The organism is Streptomyces sp. NPDC052236 (assembly GCF_044548015.1).
In the GTDB taxonomy this organism is placed as follows: domain Bacteria; phylum Actinomycetota; class Actinomycetes; order Streptomycetales; family Streptomycetaceae; genus Streptomyces.
This window is the reverse complement of record NZ_JBIUBL010000019.1, coordinates 152,466-172,931: the sequence shown is the minus strand read 5'-3', so window position 1 is coordinate 172,931 and position 20,466 is coordinate 152,466. Positions and strand designations below refer to the sequence as shown.

Here is a 20,466-nt window from a genome sequence, read left to right as displayed (position 1 = left end):
CAGCAGCCGCCACAGACGCGAACGGGGAACTCCATGGACATGCAGGGACGAGTGGACCACGCGCTGATATCGGCCCAGGCCGCCTGCGCGGCCCGTCTCGACCGGCTGACGCGCGGACTCGGCCTCGGCGACCGGGCTGCCGCATACGCGGAGGCGTTCCGCGTCATGACCAGTTCCTGGGGGGCCGCCACCCCCCAGGAACTGGCCGAGTCGGATGTGTCGTCGGACGGATCGCCCATGGAATTCGCGGTGGGCTTCGACGACACCGAAGCCGCCGTCCAGTTCGCGGTCGAACCGATGCGGCCCGGCGACTCCCCGCGGGACCGCGTGCTGGCGGCACGTCATCTCATGCGGGACCTGGTCAGCCGGTACCGCCTGTCCGACCGCCGGTGGTCCGAGATCGCCGACCTGTTTCTGCCCGAGGACCCGGCGATCGAGCACGTCTCCATGTACGGCGCGGAAGCCCGGCGTGGGGCGCCCGTTGAGTTCAAGGTCTGGTTCTATCCGGCTGTTCTCGGCGACAGCCGGACAGCCGAGCTGTGCGAGCGCGGACTGGAGCGGCTGGGCCTGGGCGACGCCTGGCCCGCGGTGGTGTCCCACATGCGGCGGGACGAGCACAAGGACCGTCCCATGCTGTTCTCGCTCGATCTGTCACCCGGCTCGGCCGCCCGCGTCAAGCTCTACTTCCGGCACTACGACGCCGACGCCGACTACATGTCCGAGCTGATGGCCGGCTACCCCGGCTTCCTCTGGAAACCGGTCCTGGACTTCTGCACCGCGATGACCGCCAATGCGGCGAGCTACGCCCAGCAGCCCCCGGTGACCTGCCTGTCCTTCACCGAGGACAACCCGGGCAAGGCCGGCGCTGCCACCCTCTACCTGCCGATGTGGACCTACGCCCCGGACGACGCGGTGGTACGCCGCCGCTTTCACCGGGTCCTCGCCGCGACGGGCCGCCGGGCCGACCAGTACGACCGGGCCCTGAACGACGTCGCCGGCCGGCCGCTGGAGAGTGGCAGGGGCATTCACAACTACGTGGCATGGCGCCCCGGCAGCCAACAGCCGCGGCTCAAGGTGTACTTGTCGCCCGAGCTGCGCCGCATGGACCCGGGGACCCGCTACGAGGTCGCGCCCGAGGGCCGCGCGCAGTGCGGGTGAAGCACCGGCGCGGCATGCCACACTCGGTGAATGTTCGAACCCGTCATTGAAGCGTGGCTGCGCTATTCCGTTCTGCTGGACGCCACGGATCCGCCGGAAGGCAATCGCGCGGAAGGCAATCGCGCGGAAGGCAATCGCGCCGGCCTGACCGCCGAGATTCACACGCGGTTCGGCCAGCTGGACATGATTCTGGCCAGGATCGTGGAGACCATGGACGTCTCCTCGCAGTCCGGCGACGACGCGGCACACAAGAGATTCCTGGAAGCCTGGGACTGGGTTTCCATCCATTCGGATTCGTTCTACTTCTTCGGCTGGCGCGTCCTCGATCTCCTCAACGGAGAGGCGGGAAAATTGTTCCCGTACCTCGACCGGATCGAGCCCGCCGACTTCCTGGCCGTCCGCGATTCCATGCTCGACCATCCGGAGCAGCAGAGCCACTACTACCGGCACGCCATGGAACTCCGCGACGAAGCGGAGGAGAAGATCAGCCGGGCCGTCACGCTTCTTGAAGGACAGGCCTGAAAAAGAATGAAAGAAAAAAGAAAGTGCCTTCCCACTGCTGCCGAGGCTTTCTGAGCCCCACAGCGGGAAGGCACTTTTTTCAGCGACTGCGCGCCGCCGCTTCTACTTGAGCTGTTCGATGACACCGGCGAAGGCGTCGAGCCACGGTTCGAGGACCACGATGTAGCTGAAGCCGTAGCGCTCACGATGCTCGCGGAGCTGGTCGGCGATCTGCCGGGTGGTCCCGATCAGCCAGCTCGGCGACGCCAGCAGCTGATCGGGGCTGAAGTGCGCCAGCGGGTGCTCGGCCCAGCGCTCCGCGGTGCCCCGGCGATCGTCGGTGACGATCACCTGCTGCACAAGGAGGTTGAACTCGACCTGGCCGGCGCGATCGCCCAGATGCTTGCGGACGAACGTGACGCGCTCGCTGAGCGCCTCCGGGGTGGACAGCTGCGGAAGCCCGTTGGAGCCCTTGGCGATGCCGGTGAAGCCGATGATGTCGGCGCGCTCGGCAGCCAGTCGCAGCACCCGGTCGCCATTGCCCGCCACCAGCAGGGGCGGCCCGTCGGGCCGGGCGGTCTGCGGCTTGTGCTCGGGATCGGCGAACAGCCTGCGCAGCTCGGCGACCGTACGCCCGAGCTGGTCGACCCGCTCGGCCGGAGACGGGAACGGCACGCCGTCCGAGCCGGTCCCCTCCCTGATGGACCCGGCCGACAGGCCTATTTCGAGCCGGCCGTCGGTCAGCGTGTCGGTGGTGGCCACCTCGCGGGCCAGCAGCACCGGATTGTAGAAGGCGGAGTTGAGCACAAAGGTGCTCAACCGCACGTGGTCGGTGGCTTCCGCGGCCGCCACCAGAGCCGGGAAAGGGGCCGGCGCACCCAAATGGTCCGGTACAGCCAGCACGTCGAAGCCGAGGTCCTCGGCCTTCCGTGACTTCTCGGCCCACTCGCGTCGCGGACTGGGGCTGACGAGAGTGACGCCGAATCGGAATGAGCGGTTCTCTGATTCCGTCATGTGTTTGAAGATAGCAGCGCGCATGCTTTTCAGCTGCACCGAGCGTCGTGCATCGAGCGCCATGCACCGGGCCTGCTGCATATACGAGTCCGACAGGCCGTCCCTTGACAGACACACGCCCGTGATCGAGTCTCGGATATGAATGAGAGGGGACCCCTGTGGAGCTCAATCAGGGAAAATCAGAAATGACTCCGGGATCGATCCCACCGCCTCCGCCTTACTCACTCGACGACGGACGAGCACTGCACGCATGGCTGCGCACCATGCGTGATGAAAACCCTGTATTCCTGGATCCCGCGACCGGAGTCTGGTCGATTCTTCGCTATGCGCATGTGGCGGCGGCGAGCGCGGATCCGGTCACGTTCTCCTCCGAGCTCTGGCGCGCGTATCCCGCCGAGTGGGGCAAAGGGAGCGAGTGGGGTCAGGGCAGGCTGACCGAGATGGATCCGCCCCGGCACCGGGTGCTGCGCTCCCTGATCAGCAAGGCGTTCACCACCAGGACGGTCACGAAACTCGCCCCGGAGATCGAGGCAACCACCAACGAACTGCTGGACGCTCTCGACGGACAGGACGAGATCGATGTGGCCCGGGATCTCGCCGATCCCCTCCCCGTCATGGTCATCGCCGAGCTGATCGGACTCCCGCGCGAGGACCGCGACCTGCTGCGCGGCTGGGCGGCCGGCCTGCTGGCTTTCGAGTCCGGAGACCTCCAGGGCGAGAGTCTCGTGAAGGCGATAGACGCGGCCAGCGCGGAACTGCTTGAGTATCTGCGGAAGCACTACCGCCGTCGGCGGTCCGCCCCTCAGGACGACCTCTTCAGCAGGCTGGCCACGACCGAGGTCGACGGCGAGACCCTCACCGAGGACGAAGTCGTCAACCTCGGCAAACTCCTCCTCATCGGCGGTCACGTCACCACGGCGTGTGTGCTCGCCAGTCTCGTCTTCTCACTCGTCGAGAACCCCGATGCGATGACGGAGATCCGTCATGACGAAAGTCTGATCCCCGGCGCGGTCGAAGAAGTTGTCCGCCACCGGCCGGCCGTCGTGAACAGCCTGCGGCTGACCACCAGGGAGACCGAGATCGGCGGGACCGTCATCCCGGCCAAGCAGTTCGTCTCACTGTCGACGCTGTCGGCCAATCACGACGAGCGCCAGTTCCCCGACCCGGAGCGCTTCGACATCCACCGGCAGCCCAACCAGCACATCGGTTTCGGCCATGGAGTCCACTACTGTCTGGGCGCACCGCTCGCCCGGATGGAAATCCGCATCGCCCTCACCGCGCTGCTGAACCGGTACGGCTCGCTGGAGCGGACCGACACACCACTGCGCTACTACAACAACCCGAGCCTGGCCGGGCTCAAGGAGTTCCGCCTCGCGGTGAGCCGCGCCTGAACGCGACTTCCTCACGTCGTCCGAACGTTGATCGGCGCCCTGCATTCCATCAAAACGGTCATACAAGAATCCTCGTGCGGCCTTCGGTGAGCAGCGAAGGGCGGACGCTCCGACGTGCGCTCCGACCGGGGCCGCGAGGATTCGAAGATCCTCAAGGGGAGCGATTTCTTCATGGGACATGTCGACGAGCCGGCAGTGGGCGCGCGCTCCTCCAACCAGCGCACCGAGGTCGTTCCCTTGTGGGAACGCCTCGGTGCGACCTGGGCGAGGAACGGCCACGAACTGCCCGTGGTGACACTGCCGGACGTGTTCGACGCGCAGGCGGCGGTCACACCGCGAGCCGTCGCGCTGACAGGCGGCGACGTCTCATGGACGTACGCCGATCTCGGGGCGCGAGCCAACCGGATCGCCCGGTGGCTGATCGGCCGAGGCGTCGGACCGGAAGACGTGGTCGCGGTCGCCCTGCCCCGCGACACCGGCCACTTCGCGGTGCTGCTCGGCATCATGAAGGCCGGCGCCGCATACCTGCCGATCGACACCCGCCTCCCCGCGGAACGCATCGCGTACGTCCTGGGCGATGCGGCACCCACGCTGGTACTCACCCGCCGCTCCCTCGTACCGCTGCTCCCCGCCGACCGCGCCGACCTGGTCCCCGTCGACGACCCGTCAGTGGCCGAAGCCTGGGCCCGGGGCACGGACTCGTCACCCGGCGACGCCGACCGGACGCAGCCCCTGTCGGCCCTCAACCTGGCCTACCTCGTCTACACGTCGGGCTCCACCGGTACGCCCAAGCCCGTAGGCGTGCCCCACACCGGAATCGCGAGCCTGGTGACGACGGTGGTGCGCCGGTACGCGTCGAATGACCCCATCAGGGTGCTGCAACTTGCCCCGCTGACCTTCGACGTGGCGATCTGGGAGCTGCTGACAGCCTTCGCCACCGGCGGTACGTTGGTGCTGCCCGACCAGGAACAGCTGGTCGGCGACGAGCTGGCGGGCGCCCTGTCCGCGCAGCGCATCACACATGTCACCATCCCGGCATCCGTACTCGCGACCTTGCCGCCGGGAACCGAGGCGAACCTTCCGTCCCTGCGGACTCTCAACACTGGCGGCGAGACATGCCCGCCCGAGGTCGTACAGCGGTGGTCAGCACACCAGGAACTGATCAACGGATACGGCGCGACCGAATGCTCCGTCGCCACCACCCTGAGCGAGCCGCTGTCGGGACGGACCCCCGGCCAGGCGCCCATCGGCTTCCCCATCACCAACACCACGGTGCACCTCCTGGACGACCTCCTGCGGCCGGTCCCGGTCGGCGAGCCCGGCGAACTGTACGTGGCGGGCCCCGGGGTGGCACGTGGCTACCTCGGACGGTACGGCCTGACCGCCGGCCGGTTCGTGGCCAACCCGTACGGCCCGGCCGGCGAGCGCATGTACCGCACCGGGGACCTCGGACGGTGGACCGAGGACGGCCAGATCGTCTACGTCGGCAGGACCGACGACCAGCTGAAGATCCGCGGCTTCCGGGTCGAGCCGGGCGAGCTCGAAACAGTGCTCCAGCAGCGACCCGGCGTCACGCAGGCCGCGGTGGTGGCCCACGAGACCCGCCGGGGAGACCACCGACTGGTCGCGTACGTCGTCCCCGCCACAGGCACCCTCCTCCCGGACGACGTACGTGCCGAACTGCGCACCCTGCTGCCGGACTATCTGGTGCCAGAAGTCGTCACCGTTCTTCCCGAGATGCCGCTGACCTCCAACGGGAAGATCGACCGTGCCGCGCTTCCGGAGCCCGAATTCACCCGCGCCTTCGGGCGCAGGGCCAGGACGGCACGCGAAGAGGTCCTCTGCACGCTCTTCGCGGACGTGCTGGGCGTCCCGGACATCGGCATCGACGACAGCTTCTTCGATCTTGGCGGTCACTCGCTGCTCGCCACCCGGCTCATCAGCAGAATCCGCGCGGTGCTCGGTGCCGAGGTGTCCCTGCGCACCGTCTTCGACGCTCCGACCGTGGCCGCCCTGGCGCACCGGCTGACCGACAAGACCGACACGGCCGACATGGCCAGGGCAGCCCTGGTGCCGAGGCCGCGACCGGAGGTGCTGCCGCTGTCGTACGCGCAGCAACGGCTGTGGTTCCTGCACCGCTTCGAGGGCCCGTCGGCCACGTACAACATGCCGCTGGCCCTCTGGATGGAGGGAGAGGTCGACCGCGACGCGCTGGAAGCCGCGCTGAACGACCTGGTAGAGCGGCATGAACCCCTGCGCACCGTGTTCACCGAGGCCCAGGGCATGACGCAGCAGCACATCCTGCCTCCGGACCAGGCGAGGATCGACCTTCAGGTCACCACCCGGATCGACAGGAACGACCTCGACGCCGCCGTGCGGAAGGCGGCCCGCTACGAATTCGACCTCGCCACGCAAATCCCGGTGAAGGCATGGCTGTTGGTGGCTGATTCGGGTGATTCGGTGTTGGTTTTGGTGTTGCATCATATTGCGGGTGATGGGTGGTCGATGGGGCCGTTGGCGCGGGATGTGGTGGGTGCGTATTCGGCTCGGTTGGGGGGTGTGGGGCCTTCTTGGTCTGCGTTGCCGGTGCAGTATGCGGATTACACGTTGTGGCAGCGTGAGTTGTTGGGGGATGAGTTGGATGGGGGGAGTTTGTTTGCGCGTCAGTTTAGTTATTGGGAGGAGCGTTTGGCGGGGTTGCCGGTGGAGGTGACGGTTCCGTTGGATCGTCCGCGTCCGGTGGTGGCTTCGTTTGCTGGTGATGTGGTGCGGGTGGGTTTTGATGCGGGGGCGCATGCGGGTTTGCGGGAGTTGGCGCGTGGGTCGGGTGCGACGTTGTTCATGGTGTTGCATGCGGGGTTGGCGGCGTTGTTGACGCGTTTGGGTGCGGGTTGTGATGTTGTGGTGGGGAGTGGGGTGGCTGGTCGTACGGATGAGGGTCTGGATGATTTGGTTGGGTTTTTTGTGAATACGGTGGTGGTGCGGACTGATACGTCGGGGGATCCGTCGTTTGTTGAGTTGTTGGCTCGGGTGCGTGAGGTGAGTCTTTCGGCGTTGGTGCATCAGGATGTGCCGTTTGAGTTTGTGGTGGAGAAGCTGAATCCGGTGCGGTCGAATGGGCGGCATCCGTTGTTTCAGGTTGCTTTGGTGTTGCAGAACACGGAGGATGCCGGTTTTGATTTGCCGGGTTTGCGGGTGCGTTCTGAGTCGATGGTGACGGGGACGTCGAAATTTGATGTGACGGTGAGTGTTGCCGAGACCTTCGACGCCGAGGGGAATCCGGCGGGGGTGACGGGGTTCATCGAGTACGCCACCGATCTGTACGACCGGACGACGATTGAGGCGTTCGGTGAGCGGTGGGTGAGGCTGCTGGGTGCGGCGGTGGCCGATCCGGGCCGTCCGATCGGAGCGCTGGAGATTCTCGCCGCCGGGGACCGGGAGCGGCTGCTCGAGGGTTGGGGCCGGTGTGAGCGGGACGTGGCGGAGCTGACCCTGCCGGCGTTGTTCGAGGAGCGGGTGCGTCGGGCGCCGGAGGCGGCGGCGGTGGTTGTGGCGGGCGGGGAGGATCTGTCGTACGGGGAACTGAACGCGCGGGCGAATCAGGTCGCGCGGTGGCTGATTGCCAGGGGTGTGGGTCCTGAGCAGCTGGTCGGGATCGCTGTTCCGCGTTCGTGTGCGCAGATTGTGGCGGTGCTGGGTGTTCTGAAGGCGGGGGCGGCGTATCTGCCGATCGACCCGGAGTACCCGGCCGACCGGATCGCGTACATGTTGCGGGACGCGGCTCCGTCGTTGGTTCTGGCCTGCGGTGATGTGGTGGGTGACCTGCCGGTGGATGCGGTGGCCGTGGACGATCCGGGGACGGTGGCTGCGTGGGATGCGTTGTCGGCGGACGATATTGAGGATGGTGAGCGGGTTGTTCCGTTGCGGGTGGATCATTCGGCGTATGTGATTTATACGTCGGGTTCGACGGGGGTTCCCAAGGGTGTCACGGTGACGCATGCGGGTGTGGCGGGGCTGGCTGCGGTGCTGGGTGAGCGTGGTGAGGTCGAGGCGGGTAGCCGGGTGTTGCGGGTGGCGTCGTTGAGTTTTGATGCGTCGGTGCTTGAGTTGCTGATGGCGTGGGGTTCGGGTGCGGCTCTGGTGGTGCCGGGTGGTTCGGCTCTGGTGGGGGATGAGCTGGAGGGCGTGCTTGCTGCGGGTGGGGTGACGCATGCGTTTTTGCCGCCGTCGGTGGTGGCGACGTTGTCTCCCGGTGCCCCCGAGCGGTTGGGGGGTCTGCGGATGCTGATGGTGGGGGCGGAGGCGTGCCCGCCGGATCTGGTGGAGCGGTGGTCTGCGGGCCGTCGGATGATCAACGCGTATGGTCCGACGGAGATCACGGTGGCCGCGGCGATCAGCGGGCCGCTGGAGGGGGCAGCCGCTCCGATCGGCTCACCGGTACCCAACGCCCGGCTGTACGTACTCGATGAGCGTCTTCGTCCGGTCCCGACGGGTGTCGCGGGGGAGCTGTATGTCTCGGGTTCGGGTTTGGCGCGGGGTTATCTGGGGCGGGCGGGGCTGACCGCGGAGCGGTTCGTGGCGTGCCCGTTCGGTGCTGCGGGTGAGCGGATGTACCGCACCGGGGACCGGGTTCGTTGGAACCCAGACGGCCAACTCGGCTTTGTCGGCCGCGGTGATGATCAGGTCAAGGTGCGTGGTTTTCGCGTCGAGCCGGGCGAGATCCAGGCGGTACTGGAGCGTCAGCCAGGAGTGGCACAGGCCCTGGTCGTCGCCCGCACGCACCAGGACCATGACACGCGCCTGGTCGCCTACGTCGTGCCCGAGGACCGGTCCGCCTTCTCCGCAGCGGCGACGCGCGACGCGCTCCGCGAGCATCTGCCCGCACACATGGTGCCCTCGGCCGTCGTCGCGCTCGACGAGATACCCCTGACCCCGAGCGGAAAGGCCGACCGCGCCGCGCTGCCGGTGCCCGACTACAGCGGCGCCACGGCACGGGCACCGCGCACCTCGCAGGAGGACATCCTGTGCTCGCTGTTCGCGAGCGTGCTCGGCCTGCCCACGGTAGGCATCGACGACGACTTCTTCGACCTCGGCGGCCACTCGCTGCTGGCCACCCGGCTCATCAGCCGCATCCGTGGCGTCCTCGGCGTCGAACTGCCCCTGCGCACCCTCTTCGACTCGCCCACCGTCGCTGAACTCGCCCGCCGTCTCGGATCCGGTACAGCGCGCACCGCCCTGGCACCGCGGCCCCGGGTGCAGACCCTGCCGCTGTCGTTCGCCCAGCAGCGGCTGTGGTTCCTCTACAAGTTCGAGGGCGCCTCGGCGACGTACAACATGCCGCTGGCGCTCCGCCTGTCCGGAGAGCTGGACGTTGCGGCGCTGGAGGCGGCACTCAACGATGTCGTCGCCAGGCACGAGCCCCTGCGCACCGTCTTCCCCGACGACGAAGGCCACCCCCGCCAGCACGTGCTCGGCCCCGAGGAAGCACGGGTGGAACTCCCCGTGACCGAGGTGCGTGCGGAGCAGGTCGGTGAAGAGATCGGCCGGATCGTACGGCACGGCTTCGAACTCGACCGGGAGATACCGGTACGGGCCGGCCTGCTGACGACAGGACCGCAGGAGTCGGTGCTCGTCGTGGTGATCCACCACATCGCCGGTGACGGCTGGTCCATGGGTCCGCTGGCGAGCGATCTGGTGGCCGCCTACACCGCCAGGCGGGACGGGAATCCGCCGGACTGGGCGCCGCTGCCGGTGCAGTACGCGGACTACACCCTCTGGCAGCACGAACTGCTCGGTGACCACACCGACCCGGACAGCCTGTTCGACCGCCAGTACCAGTACTGGGCCGAGCACCTGGTCGGCCTGCCCGAGCAGGTCACCCTTCCCACCGACCGGCCACGGCCGCCCATCGCCTCGTACCACGGTGATGTCACGCAGTTCACGCTCGACGCGCGCACGCACGTCGGTCTGCGGGAGCTGGCACGGTCCTCGGATACCACCCTGTTCATGACGCTCCAGGCGGGCCTGGCCGCACTGCTGACCCGGCTCGGCGCCGGCAACGACATCATGGTCGGCTCACCCGTCGCCGGCCGCGGTGACGAGAGCCTGGACCACCTGGTCGGCTTCTTCGTCAACAACCTCGTACTGCGCACGGACACATCCGGGGATCCGGCGTTCCTCGAACTGCTGGGCCGGGTACGGGAGACGAGCCTGGCCGCGTACACGAACCAGGACATCCCGTTCGAGTACCTGGTGGAGAAACTCAACCCGCAACGGTCCACCGCCCACCACCCCCTGTTCCAGATCGTGCTGGTGCTGCAGAGCGGCGCGGACGTCCGCTTCGACCTCCCCGGGCTGCGGGTGCGCACAGCGCCGATCGGTGCCGGCTCCGCCAAGTTCGACGTGTTCGTCAGCATGAGCGAGACCTTCGACGCGGACGGGAACCCGGCAGGGCTGACCGGCATCATCGAATACGCCACCGACCTCTATGACCCGGTCACCATCGACGCGTTCGCCGGCCGGTGGGCACGGCTGCTGGATGCCGCCGTCGACGATCCGAGTGAGCCGATCGGTGCCCTGGAGATCCTCACCGGGGACGAACGAGCCGCGTTGCTGGAATGGTCCGCCGCCGACCGGTCCGGTGCGACGCCGGCACCGGTGACCCTGCCGGCCCTCTTCACGGCGGCGGCCCGGCGGGCGCCGGAGTCGGTGGCGTTGATCTCCGACCAGGGTGAACTGTCGTACGCGGAACTGGACCGCTGGTCGAACCGGATCGCGCACCATCTCCTGGGGCGCGGTGTCGGACCGGAGCGGCGAGTGGCCCTCCTGATGCACCGGGGACCGGCTCTGGTCGCGACCATCCTCGGCGTACTCAAGACCGGCGCGGCGTACGTCCCCGTCGATCCCGACTATCCGTCCGAGCGCATCGATTACATGCTCACCGATGCCGGCCCGGCAGTCGTCCTCGACGACGCGTGGGCACGGCAGGACTTCAACGGTTACCCGGACAGCGCCCACGGCACCGCCATTCACCCGGCCCACACCGCGTACGTGATTTACACCTCCGGCTCCACCGGTCGGCCCAAGGGGGTGGAGGTCACCCATACCGGCATCGCCAACCTGGCGAAGGCCCAGCTCGACGCCTTCGCCCTCGACGCGCACAGCCGGGTGCTGCAGTTCGCCTCGCCGAGCTTCGACGTATCCGTGTGGGAGCTTGTCATGGCGTTCGCCGCGGGTGGCGCTCTGGTAGCGGCTTCGGCCGACGCGCTCGCCGGCGAGGCCCTGCGGGCGACGCTGGCCACACACCGCGTCACCCATGTGACGCTGCCGCCCTCCGTGGTGGCGACCCTGGAGGGCCACGGTGAGGGCGGTGAGCTCGCGGATCTGGCGGTGCTGCTGGTGGCCGGCGAGGCGTGCCCGCCGGACCTGGTGACGCGCTGGGCCCCGGGGCGACGGATGATCAACGCGTACGGGCCGACGGAGTCGACGGTCGGCGCCGCGATGAGCACCCCGCTGACGGGCCGGGAATCCGGCGTGGTGCCGATGGGGCGCCCGCTGTACGGCCTGTCGGGATTCGTCCTCGACGATGGCCTGCGGCTCGTACCGCAAGGTGTGGTGGGAGAGTTGTACATCGCGGGGGCCGGTCTGGCGCGCGGTTACCTCGGCCGCGCGGGATTGACCGCGGAACGGTTCGTCGCCTGCCCCTTCGGCGGTCCCGGGGAGCGGATGTACCGGTCGGGTGACGTCGTACGGTGGAACGCGGACGGCGATCTGGAGTACCTCGGCCGTGCCGACGACCAGGTCAAGATCCGTGGTTTCCGGGTGGAACCCGGCGAGGTGCAGGCGGAGTTGCGGCAACAGCCCGGGATCGTGCAGGCGGTCGTGATCGCCCACCAGCACCAGAGCAACGACACCCGCCTGGTCGCCTATGTGGTGCCCGAGGAGCCCGAAGGCTTCGATGTGGCGGCGGTACGTGATGCCCTGCGAGAGCGTCTGCCCGGCTATATGGTCCCCTCGGCGATCATGGTGCTGGACGAGCTGGTGCTCAGCCCCAACGGGAAGGTGGACCGCCGGGCACTGCCCGCGCCCGATTACGGCGGCGGCGCGTCCCGTAATCCCCGCACCCCGCAGGAGGAAGTGCTGTGCACGCTGTTCGCCGAGGTGCTCGGCCTGGCCACGGTGGGCGTGGACGACGGTTTCTTCGACCTCGGTGGGCACTCGCTGCTGGCGGCCAAGCTGATCAGCCGCATCCGCGGCGTCCTCGGCGTCGAGCTGCCGCTGCGTACGCTGTTCGAGGTCCCCACCGTCGCAGGACTCGCACACCGACTCGGCGACGAGGATGAGAGGTCCACGGCCTTCGACATCCTGCTGCCGCTGCGTACGCGAGGCACTCAGGCGCCGCTCTTCTGTGTCCACTCCGGCGGCGGAATGTGCTGGAACTACGCGAGCCTGCTGCCGCACATCGGCGCCGAGATCCCGGTCTACGGTCTGCAGGCGCGCGGCCTGGCGAGCCCGGACGATCTGCCGCGGACCATCGAGGAAGTGGCGGACGACTGCATCACACACATGATGCGGGTCCAGCCCCAAGGGCCTTACCGCCTGATGGGACATTCGTTCGGCGGGATCGTGGCTCACGCGATGGCGGCTCGGCTGCAGGACCGTGGGCAGCAGGTCGCTCTCCTCGTCTGTCTCGACGCCAAGCCTGCGAGCGACGAGGAGGTGGCGGAGCACGGGCACGAGGAGTACTACCGGGGCATTCTCGAACTGCTCGGCGTCGACACCGCCGACCTCACGGCCGAGGGGCTGACCTTCGAGGAGTTCGCCGACGTCGCCCGCGGCACGAACACCGTCCTCGGCAGCATCGAGGAGAGCGAATTCCTCACCATCATGCGCGTGATGGAAAACAACATCGACATCGCGGCGAAGTACCGGCACACGAGGGTCGCCACTCGGATGACACTCTTCGCGGCCACAGAGGAGACCGAGGCCGTACTCGACGAGGACACCTGGCGGGAGTACATCGATGGCCCTGTCACCACGCATCGGGTGCCCTGCACGCACGCCGGCATCCTTAAGCCGGAGATGCTCAGCAGGATCTGCTCGATGGTCCAGGAGGAACTGCGCGCGACGTCCGGGACACCTGTGATGGACCGCGAGTAGGACAGCGGTGCCGCTCCCCGGCCGTATGACCCGGCCGTATGACCCGGCCGTATGACCCGGCCGTACGACCCGGCCGGGGGGCAGTCCCTCAACGCGGACGAAGCCGGACCCGTTCCGCTCTGAGCTCGTCGGTCGAGGTGACGCCGAGCAGTTGCATGGTCCGGTGCACTTCCGCGGACAGGATGTCGAGGACCCGGCGGACCCCCGGCTCGCCGCCCGCCATGAGTCCGTAGAGGTAGGCCCGGCCGACGAGTACGGCGTCGGCGCCCAGGCACACCGCCGCCACGGCATCCGCACCGGAGAGCACACCGCCGTCGACATAGACCTCCGCGCGGCCGTCGACCGCCCGCACCACCGAAGCCAGTTCCTCAAGCGGGACCGGGGCCCGGTCGAGTTGGCGTCCGCCGTGGTTGCTGACCACCAGCGCGTCCGCACCGGCGTCCACGACCGCGCGGGCGTCCTCCTCGTTCTGAATGCCCTTCACGATGAGTTTGCCGGGCCACACCTCTCGGAGCCACGCGATGTCCCGGATCGTGGCGGCGGGGTCGAACATGTGGTCGGCGAGGTCGGCCACCGTACCGTTCCAGCTGTGGAAAGAGGCGAACTCCAGCGGCCGGGTTGTCAGTAGGTTCACCCACCACCACGGCCGCATGGCACCGTCCAGGAAGGTCTTGGCCGTGAGAGCGGGCGGAATGGTCATACCGTTGCGGACGTCGCGAAGCCGCTGACCGGCGACGGGGGTGTCGACAGTGAGCATCAGCGCCTCGTAACCGGCCGCCCCGGCATGACCGATGAGCTCCAGGCTGCGCTCGCGGTCCCGCCAGAGATAGAGCTGGAACCACCGCCGTGTGCCGGGCGCCGCAGCCGCCAGCTCGGCGGCCGAAGTGGTGCCCATAGTGGACAGCGTGTACGGGATACCGGCTCCGGCGGCGGCTCGGGCGACGGCGATCTCTCCCGCATGGTGCATCATCCGGGTGAAACCTGTCGGGGCCAAGATGATCGGCAGCGCAGAGGGGCTGCCCAGTATCGAGGTCGAGGCGTCGACCGTGGACACATCGCGCAACACGCTCGGCCGGAACTCGATGCGCCCGTATGCCTCTCGGTTGCGGGCGAGGGAGATTTCGTCGCCCGCCCCGCCGTCCGTGTAGTCGAAGACGGCCTTCGGTGTCCGTCGGCGGGCCAGAGCGCGCAGGTCCGCGACGGTCGCGGCGGCGGCGAGTCTGCGCGGTGCACCGCGGAGCGCCATTGGCCGGGGACGCAGCAGCGGAGCCAGTTCCGTCCAGCGGGGGAGCCCGCGTCGAAGGTGGTTCTCGGTCATGCTGCCTCTCCCCATCCCTCGTGCAGCGGTGTGTGATCATCCGAGTCCGACCCAGTGAATCACCCGACACCACGCCCTGTCCCGTGCGATCCAGGCGTTGTCAGTGCTCGGTGCCATCATGGGGCGCCGGCGCGATCTGTGGGCACAGACCCGCACTGCCGCACGCGCACGCGCACGCCGTACCCAGTAAAGGACGTATGAATGCCCGCCGCACCCTCCAGCGACCACATACCCGCGGACGGCCACACCGCGATCCAAGTCCGCGGAGCCCGCGAGAACAATCTCCAGAACGTCGACATCGACCTGCCCAAGCGCCGCCTCACCGTCTTCACCGGCGTATCGGGTTCCGGCAAGTCCAGCCTCGTCTTCGGCACCATCGCCGCCGAGTCGCAGCGCCTGATCAATGAGACATACACCGCCTTCCTCCAGTCGTTCATGCCGAGCCTGGGCCGCCCGGACGTCGACGCCCTGCACAATCTCAGCGCCGCGATCGTGGTGGACCAGGAGCGGATGGGCGCCAACTCCCGCTCCACCGTGGGCACCGCCACCGACGCGTACACCATGCTGCGGATCATCTTCAGCCGGCTCGGCACGCCCCACATCGGCACCTCCGGCGCCTTCAGCTTCAACGTGCCCGAGGGCATGTGCCCCAAGTGCGAGGGGCTCGGCCAGGTCACGGACATCGATGTTGACCGGCTGGTGGACCGGAGCAAATCCCTGAACGAAGGCGCCATATCCGTCCCGGGCCACGCCGTTGACTCCTGGCCCTGGTCGATCATGGCCGCGTCCGGCTTCTTCGACCCGGACAAGAAGCTCGCCGACTTCACCGACCAGGAGTGGCAGGACCTCCTCCACAAGGAGCAGATCAAGGTCAAGGTCGGCACCAGCAACCAAACCTACGAAGGCCTCATCGGCAGGATTCGGCGGAGCTGGCTCGTCAAGGACCGCGAGGCGCTGCAACCCCATATCCGCGCCTTCGTGGACCAGGCCGTGGTCTTCACCGCGTGCCCGGAGTGCGGCGGCTCGCGGCTCACCCGCGCCGCCCTGTCCTCGAAGATCGACGGTGTGAACATCGCCGACTGCTCGGCGATGCAGATCAGTGCGCTCGCCGAGTTCGTACGCACCATCGACGACGCCGGCGTGGGCCCGCTGCTCACCAATCTGCGCCACCTCCTCGAATCCCTGGTCGAGATCGGGCTCGGCTATCTCAGCCTGGACCGGCCCGCCTCCACGCTCTCCGGCGGCGAGGCGCAGCGCGTGAAGATGGTGCGGCACCTCGGCTCCAGCCTCACGGACGTGACGTACGTCTTCGACGAGCCCACCATCGGCCTGCACCCGCACGACATCCAGCGCATGAACGACCTGCTGCTGCTCCTGCGCGACAAGGGCAACACCGTGCTCGTGGTGGAGCACAAGCCCGAAGTGATCGCGATCGCCGACCATGTGGTGGACCTGGGACCCGGCGCGGGCGAGGCGGGCGGCGAGATCTGCTACAGCGGGGACGTCGCCGGGCTGCGCGCCTCCGACACGCTCACCGGACGCCATCTGGAGCACCGGGCTCAGCTGCGTAGTCACGTCCGCGGGCACCGGGGACAGCTGTCCATCAAGGGCGCCGACCTGCACAACCTCAAGGACGTCACCGTCGACGTCCCGCTCGGCGTCCTCACCGTGGTCACCGGAGTGGCGGGCTCCGGAAAGAGCTCGCTGATCCACGGCTACCTCGCGGGCCGCGAGGGCGTGGTCACCGCCGACCAGTCGCCGATCCGCGGTTCGCGCCGCTCGAACCCGGCGACGTACACCGGTCTCCTGGGCCCGATCCGGACCGCCTTCGCCAAGGCCAATGACGTCAAGGCCGCGCTGTTCAGCGCCAACTCGGAGGGGGCGTGCCCGAACTGCAACGGGCTCGGGCTTCTCTACACCGACCTGGCGATGATGGCGGGCGTGGCGTCGGTGTGCGAGGCGTGCGAGGGCAAGCGGTTCACGCCGGAGGTGCTCACGTACCTCCTGCGCGGCAAGAACATCAGCGAGGTTCTCGCGATGTCGGTCGCCGAGGCCTACGAGTTCTTCCCCTCGGGGCAGGCACACACGATTCTCGGGCGGCTGAACGATGTCGGCCTGAGCTATCTGCGCCTCGGCCAGCCGCTCAACACGCTCTCGGGCGGTGAGCGGCAGCGGCTGAAGCTGGCCATCCACATGGCCGAGAAGTCCTCGACGTACATCCTGGACGAGCCCACCACCGGCCTGCACATGGCCGATGTGGACAAGCTGCTCGCCCTGCTGGACCGGCTGGTGGACGAGGGCGCCACGGTCGTCGTCATCGAGCACCACCAGGCCGTGATGGCGCACGCCGACTGGCTGATCGACCTGGGTCCGGGCGGCGGCCACGACGGCGGGACGGTGGTGTTCACCGGCACGCCGGCCGAGCTCGTGGCCACCGCGGACACCCTTACGGCGCAGCACCTGCGCGAGTACGTGGGGGCCTAGGGCGTGTTTGAGAAGTAGCGCCGTCCGCCCGTAGGGCGGGCCCTGCGGCGTCTGGTGCGTGCAGTCGCAAGGCGGTGGGGGCACCCCCAGGCGGAGCTCTGGGGGAGTACTTGGGCGACTCCGACAACACCGCGAGTGCGCGTGCCAGGCGTCGCGGGGCTGGGGGTCCCCCCGGACGAAGTCCAGGGGGAGGGACTTCTCAAACACGCCCTAACCGCTGAGAACGGTGCGGTCCCCGGTCCGGGGGCCGCCCGTGGCGGTCGTACGCATCCGGGCCACCAGCCCGTGCCGTGGCGCCAGCACCCACGCGATCGCGAACATCCCGGTCAGGACGACGACGACGGAGCCGCCTGCCGCCAGGTCGTACGCGTAACTGACGTACAGCCCCGCCAGGCTGCCCACGCAGCCGAACACCGAGGCCATCAGCGTCATCGCCCACAGCCGCTCGGTCAGCAGCCGGGCGGTGGCGGCCGGGGTGATGAGCAGGGCCAGGACGAGAATGTTGCCCACTGCCTCCAGCGACATCACGATGGTCGCCGTCACGACGATGTACAGCGTCAGGTCCAGACGCAGGACCGGCAGCCCGGCCGCGAGGGCCGTCTCGCGGTCGAGGCTCACCGCGATCAGCTCCTTGCGCAGGGCCAGCACGACCGCGACGAGCACCGCGCCGATGATCGCCACCCGCCATACGTCCGACGCGTCGACCGCCAGGACCTGCCCGAACAGGAACGACGACAGGTCCGTCGTCCAGCTGTCGCGCGTCGAGACGAGCACGATCCCGAGGCCGAAGGCGAAGGCGAAGAAGACGCCGATGACGGTGTCCTCCTTGAGCCGCCGGTTCTGCGAGACGAAGGCGATCAGCACGGCCGTCGTCACTCCGGCCGCCGCGCCGCCGAGCAGGAGATTGCCTTCGAAGGCGTACGCGATCGCCACCCCGGGAAACGCGGAGTGGGCCACCGCGTCGCCGATGAACGCCATGCCGCGCAGTACGACGTATACGCCGACCACTCCGCACACCAGGCCCACGATCGCGGCGACCGCGAACGCGCGCCGCATGAAGGGAAGTTGCCAGGGGTCGGTGAAGAAGGCCAGCAGCTCGGTCATGCCGCGGCCCCGGTCCCGGTCCCGGCTTCTGTGGTGATCGCGCGGTCGAGGCCGAAGGCGCGCAGCATCTGCTGCGGGTCGGCCAGCAGCTCGGGCCCGCCCTCGGCCACGACCGTACGGTTCAGCAGCACCACCCGCGTACAGGTGCGTGCGGCGGCGGCCAGGTCGTGGGTGGTCATCAGCAGTCCCTTGCCATCTGCGGCCAGTCGGCCGAACAGCTCATTGAGCAGATCCTGAGTGGGCACATCGACACCCGTGAACGGCTCGTCCAGCAACAGCAGCCGGGGCTCGGCCGCGAGCGCCCGCGCCACCAGGACGCGCTGGCGCTGCCCGCCCGAGAGTTCGCCGATGGGGCGGCGGCGCAGGCCGGTCAGACCGGCCAGCTCCAGCGCCTCATCGGCCGCCGCGCGGTCGCGCGCACCGGGCCGCCGGAGCCAGCCGATGGTCCGGGTGCGCCCGCTGAGCACGGCGCCCGCGACATCGATGGGGAAGTCCCAGGCGAAGTCGTGCTGTTGGGGCACATAGCCGACCGGTCCGGTGGCGGTGACGCTGCCGGACGACGTGGCGGCGAGCCCGAGTACGGCGCGCAGGATGGTCGTCTTCCCCGCGCCGTTCGGGCCGAGCAGACCGACCAGCTCTCCGCCGGACACCGTCAGCGACGCGTCCTCCACGGCCGTACGACCGCCGAGGGCGACGTGGACGGAATCGACCCGCAGTAGCGGCCCGTCAGAGGCGGTCATGCGGTACGCCTGCCGGTTCGGCGGTTTCGGCGGGTGACGTAGACGAAACCGGCGCCGACGGCGGCGAGCGCGGCGGCCGTGCCGCCGATGAGCAGGGGGGAGCCCGCGCCGGTGGACGCCATGGAGCCGCCCCCGGTGGAGCCGCCGGTGCTACCCGTAGTCGTACCGCCCGTGGTGCCGCCCGTGGTGCCGCCGTCCGTACCGCCGCCGGTCGAGGATCCGCCGGTCGACCCGGAGCCGCCCGTCGCGGTGCCCCCGGTGGAGGAGCCTCCCGTGCTACTGCTGCCTCCCGTCGAGCCGCCCACCGGTACCGAGTTCGGGTCGGTCGCGCCGACCGCGAAGGCCAGCGTCTCCGTGTCGCTCACCTTCGTACCGTTGGCCAGAGTCCCGGACATCGCGAGCGTCAGCTTGTACACGCCCTCCTTGCCGAAGGCCCAGCCGCCGTGCGCGTGCGTGTTCTGCGGTACACCGAAGGCGTCCGGCACCCCGTCCCGGCTGTTGAACCTGACCGTCGCACCCGAGAAGCCGTCATAGTTGAACAGTGCGAAGTTCCCCGGCCCCTCGGCCTTCGTCAGCTTGAACTCCACCTCGCCCTTGGCCGCGCCCGCCGCGATGTTCTCCGTGGACCAGCCAGGCCACAGCAGATCCGGCTGCTGCACCTGGTCGAGCAGCCACACCGGATCGCCCGCCTTCCCCAGGAACGCGAAGTCCTTGGACGCCGGAACCTGCTGCTTCGCCGCCGGCTTGACATGCAGGACGACGGACGACGGCTCGCGCCATGTCGTCTTGCCCGGGACTGTGCCGTCCTTGATGTGGATCTGCATCTTCCCGTCGACCACCCGTGCGGCGAGGTCGATATGTCCCTGGTCGAGGACCTTCTTCGCGGTCTCCACCGGCTCGGCGGCTGCGGCCGTGACAGCCTTCGGGACCGTGCGTACGCCGTTGACGGGGGCGGGCGCGGGGGCGGGCGCAGGTGCGGGCTGCTCGGCGGGCGGGGCCGTGGGGTCGGCCGGGACGGGGACCAGGGCCGCGTCCCCCACCCGTACGGTGTACCGGGTCTCGGCGGCCAGGGGCCGGCCCTCGCTGTCCGCCTCTGCCGTGAATATCAACTGGTACGTGCCTGCGGTGTCGAAGGCCCAGCGCGTCTCCCCGCGACCCCCCGCGGGCAGGTCGTAGCCGTCCGGCAGCCCGTCCGTGCTGTCGAACCGTACGACGGGCTCCTCACCCTCACTCTCACCCTCATACACCTTCAGCGCGCCAGGACCCTCCACACCGGTCAGCGACCAGCGCACGCCGTCGCCGCGAACCGCGCCGAGCGGCACGCCCGTGGTGTCCCAGGCGGGCGTCAGCTCCCAGTGGTCCGTGCCGTCCGGCCCCGCCACGCGGTGCGTGTCGTCAATGTCGAGTACGCCGCCGGTCCCCAGGCTCAGCGCCCCGTCGACCAGGGCAATGGGCGCCACGACGGGCGCCACGACCGGTGACGCGATGCTCTCCTCGTCCGGCGGGGCGGCCGGGACCGTCATGGCCGTTCCGCCGAGGGCCAGGGCGCCCGCCGCCGCGAGGGCGACCCCGCCGTTCCGTACGAGCCTCATCGGGC

The 20,466-nt window shown here is 68.9% G+C and carries 10 protein-coding genes; 5 read left to right on the top strand and 5 right to left on the bottom strand.

Going from position 1 to position 20,466, the window contains the following annotated elements:
* Positions 1-39 precede the first annotated feature (39 nt).
* Both ACIHCQ_RS28500 and ACIHCQ_RS28495 read left to right on the top strand, forming a co-directional pair.
* Positions 40-1,158: a tryptophan dimethylallyltransferase family protein gene (locus tag ACIHCQ_RS28500; protein WP_399668220.1), complete on the top strand. Its 1,119-nt coding sequence runs from the start codon at positions 40-42 to the stop codon at positions 1,156-1,158.
* Positions 1,159-1,188: 30 nt separating this feature from the next.
* Entirely contained in the window at positions 1,189-1,680 is a 492-nt protein-coding gene (locus ACIHCQ_RS28495; RefSeq protein ID WP_399668217.1) for a hypothetical protein, read from the top strand.
* Positions 1,681-1,782: 102 nt separating this feature from the next.
* Here ACIHCQ_RS28495 and ACIHCQ_RS28490 read toward each other — a convergent pair whose 3' ends face one another.
* Complete coding sequence (locus tag ACIHCQ_RS28490; protein ID WP_399668214.1) at positions 1,783-2,673, bottom strand: LLM class F420-dependent oxidoreductase; 891 nt, start codon at positions 2,671-2,673, stop codon at positions 1,783-1,785.
* Positions 2,674-2,936: 263 nt separating this feature from the next.
* Between ACIHCQ_RS28490 and ACIHCQ_RS28485 the strand changes: the two genes are divergently transcribed.
* Positions 2,937-4,064 carry a cytochrome P450 gene (locus ACIHCQ_RS28485; RefSeq protein WP_399668210.1) on the top strand — a complete coding sequence of 376 codons (1,128 nt, stop codon included), beginning with the start codon at positions 2,937-2,939 and terminating at the stop codon, positions 4,062-4,064.
* Positions 4,065-4,178: 114 nt separating this feature from the next.
* A complete protein-coding gene (locus tag ACIHCQ_RS28480; protein ID WP_399668207.1) occupies positions 4,179-13,223 on the top strand; it encodes an amino acid adenylation domain-containing protein in 9,045 nt (3,014 codons plus the stop codon).
* Positions 13,224-13,311: 88 nt separating this feature from the next.
* On the opposite strand, the gene ACIHCQ_RS28475 is transcribed toward ACIHCQ_RS28480, so the two are convergent.
* Positions 13,312-14,541, bottom strand: a complete 1,230-nt coding sequence (locus tag ACIHCQ_RS28475; protein ID WP_399668204.1) for an alpha-hydroxy acid oxidase — start codon at positions 14,539-14,541, stop codon at positions 13,312-13,314.
* Between the two features lie 201 nt (positions 14,542-14,742).
* Here ACIHCQ_RS28475 and ACIHCQ_RS28470 point away from each other — a divergent pair, with 201 nt between their 5' ends.
* Positions 14,743-17,025: an ATP-binding cassette domain-containing protein gene (locus tag ACIHCQ_RS28470; RefSeq protein ID WP_399668201.1), complete on the top strand. Its 2,283-nt coding sequence runs from the start codon at positions 14,743-14,745 to the stop codon at positions 17,023-17,025.
* Between the two features lie 210 nt (positions 17,026-17,235).
* On the opposite strand, the gene ACIHCQ_RS28465 is transcribed toward ACIHCQ_RS28470, so the two are convergent.
* Genes ACIHCQ_RS28465 through ACIHCQ_RS28455 form a run of 3 tightly spaced genes read right to left on the bottom strand, consistent with a single transcriptional unit; the run spans position 17,236 to position 20,461 of the window.
* The gene (locus tag ACIHCQ_RS28465) at positions 17,236-18,129 is read right to left on the bottom strand and encodes an anchored repeat-type ABC transporter permease subunit (protein ID WP_399668198.1); all 894 of its coding nucleotides are present in this window, start codon (positions 18,127-18,129) and stop codon (positions 17,236-17,238) included.
* The gene (locus ACIHCQ_RS28460) at positions 18,126-18,869 is read right to left on the bottom strand and encodes an anchored repeat-type ABC transporter ATP-binding subunit (RefSeq protein WP_399668194.1); all 744 of its coding nucleotides are present in this window, start codon (positions 18,867-18,869) and stop codon (positions 18,126-18,128) included. The genes ACIHCQ_RS28465 and ACIHCQ_RS28460 overlap by 4 nt, the downstream gene beginning before the upstream one ends.
* The gene (locus ACIHCQ_RS28455) at positions 18,866-20,461 is read right to left on the bottom strand and encodes a choice-of-anchor M domain-containing protein (protein WP_399668191.1); all 1,596 of its coding nucleotides are present in this window, start codon (positions 20,459-20,461) and stop codon (positions 18,866-18,868) included. Before ACIHCQ_RS28455 ends, ACIHCQ_RS28460 begins: the two co-directional genes overlap by 4 nt.
* Between the last annotated feature and the right edge of the window lie 5 nt (positions 20,462-20,466).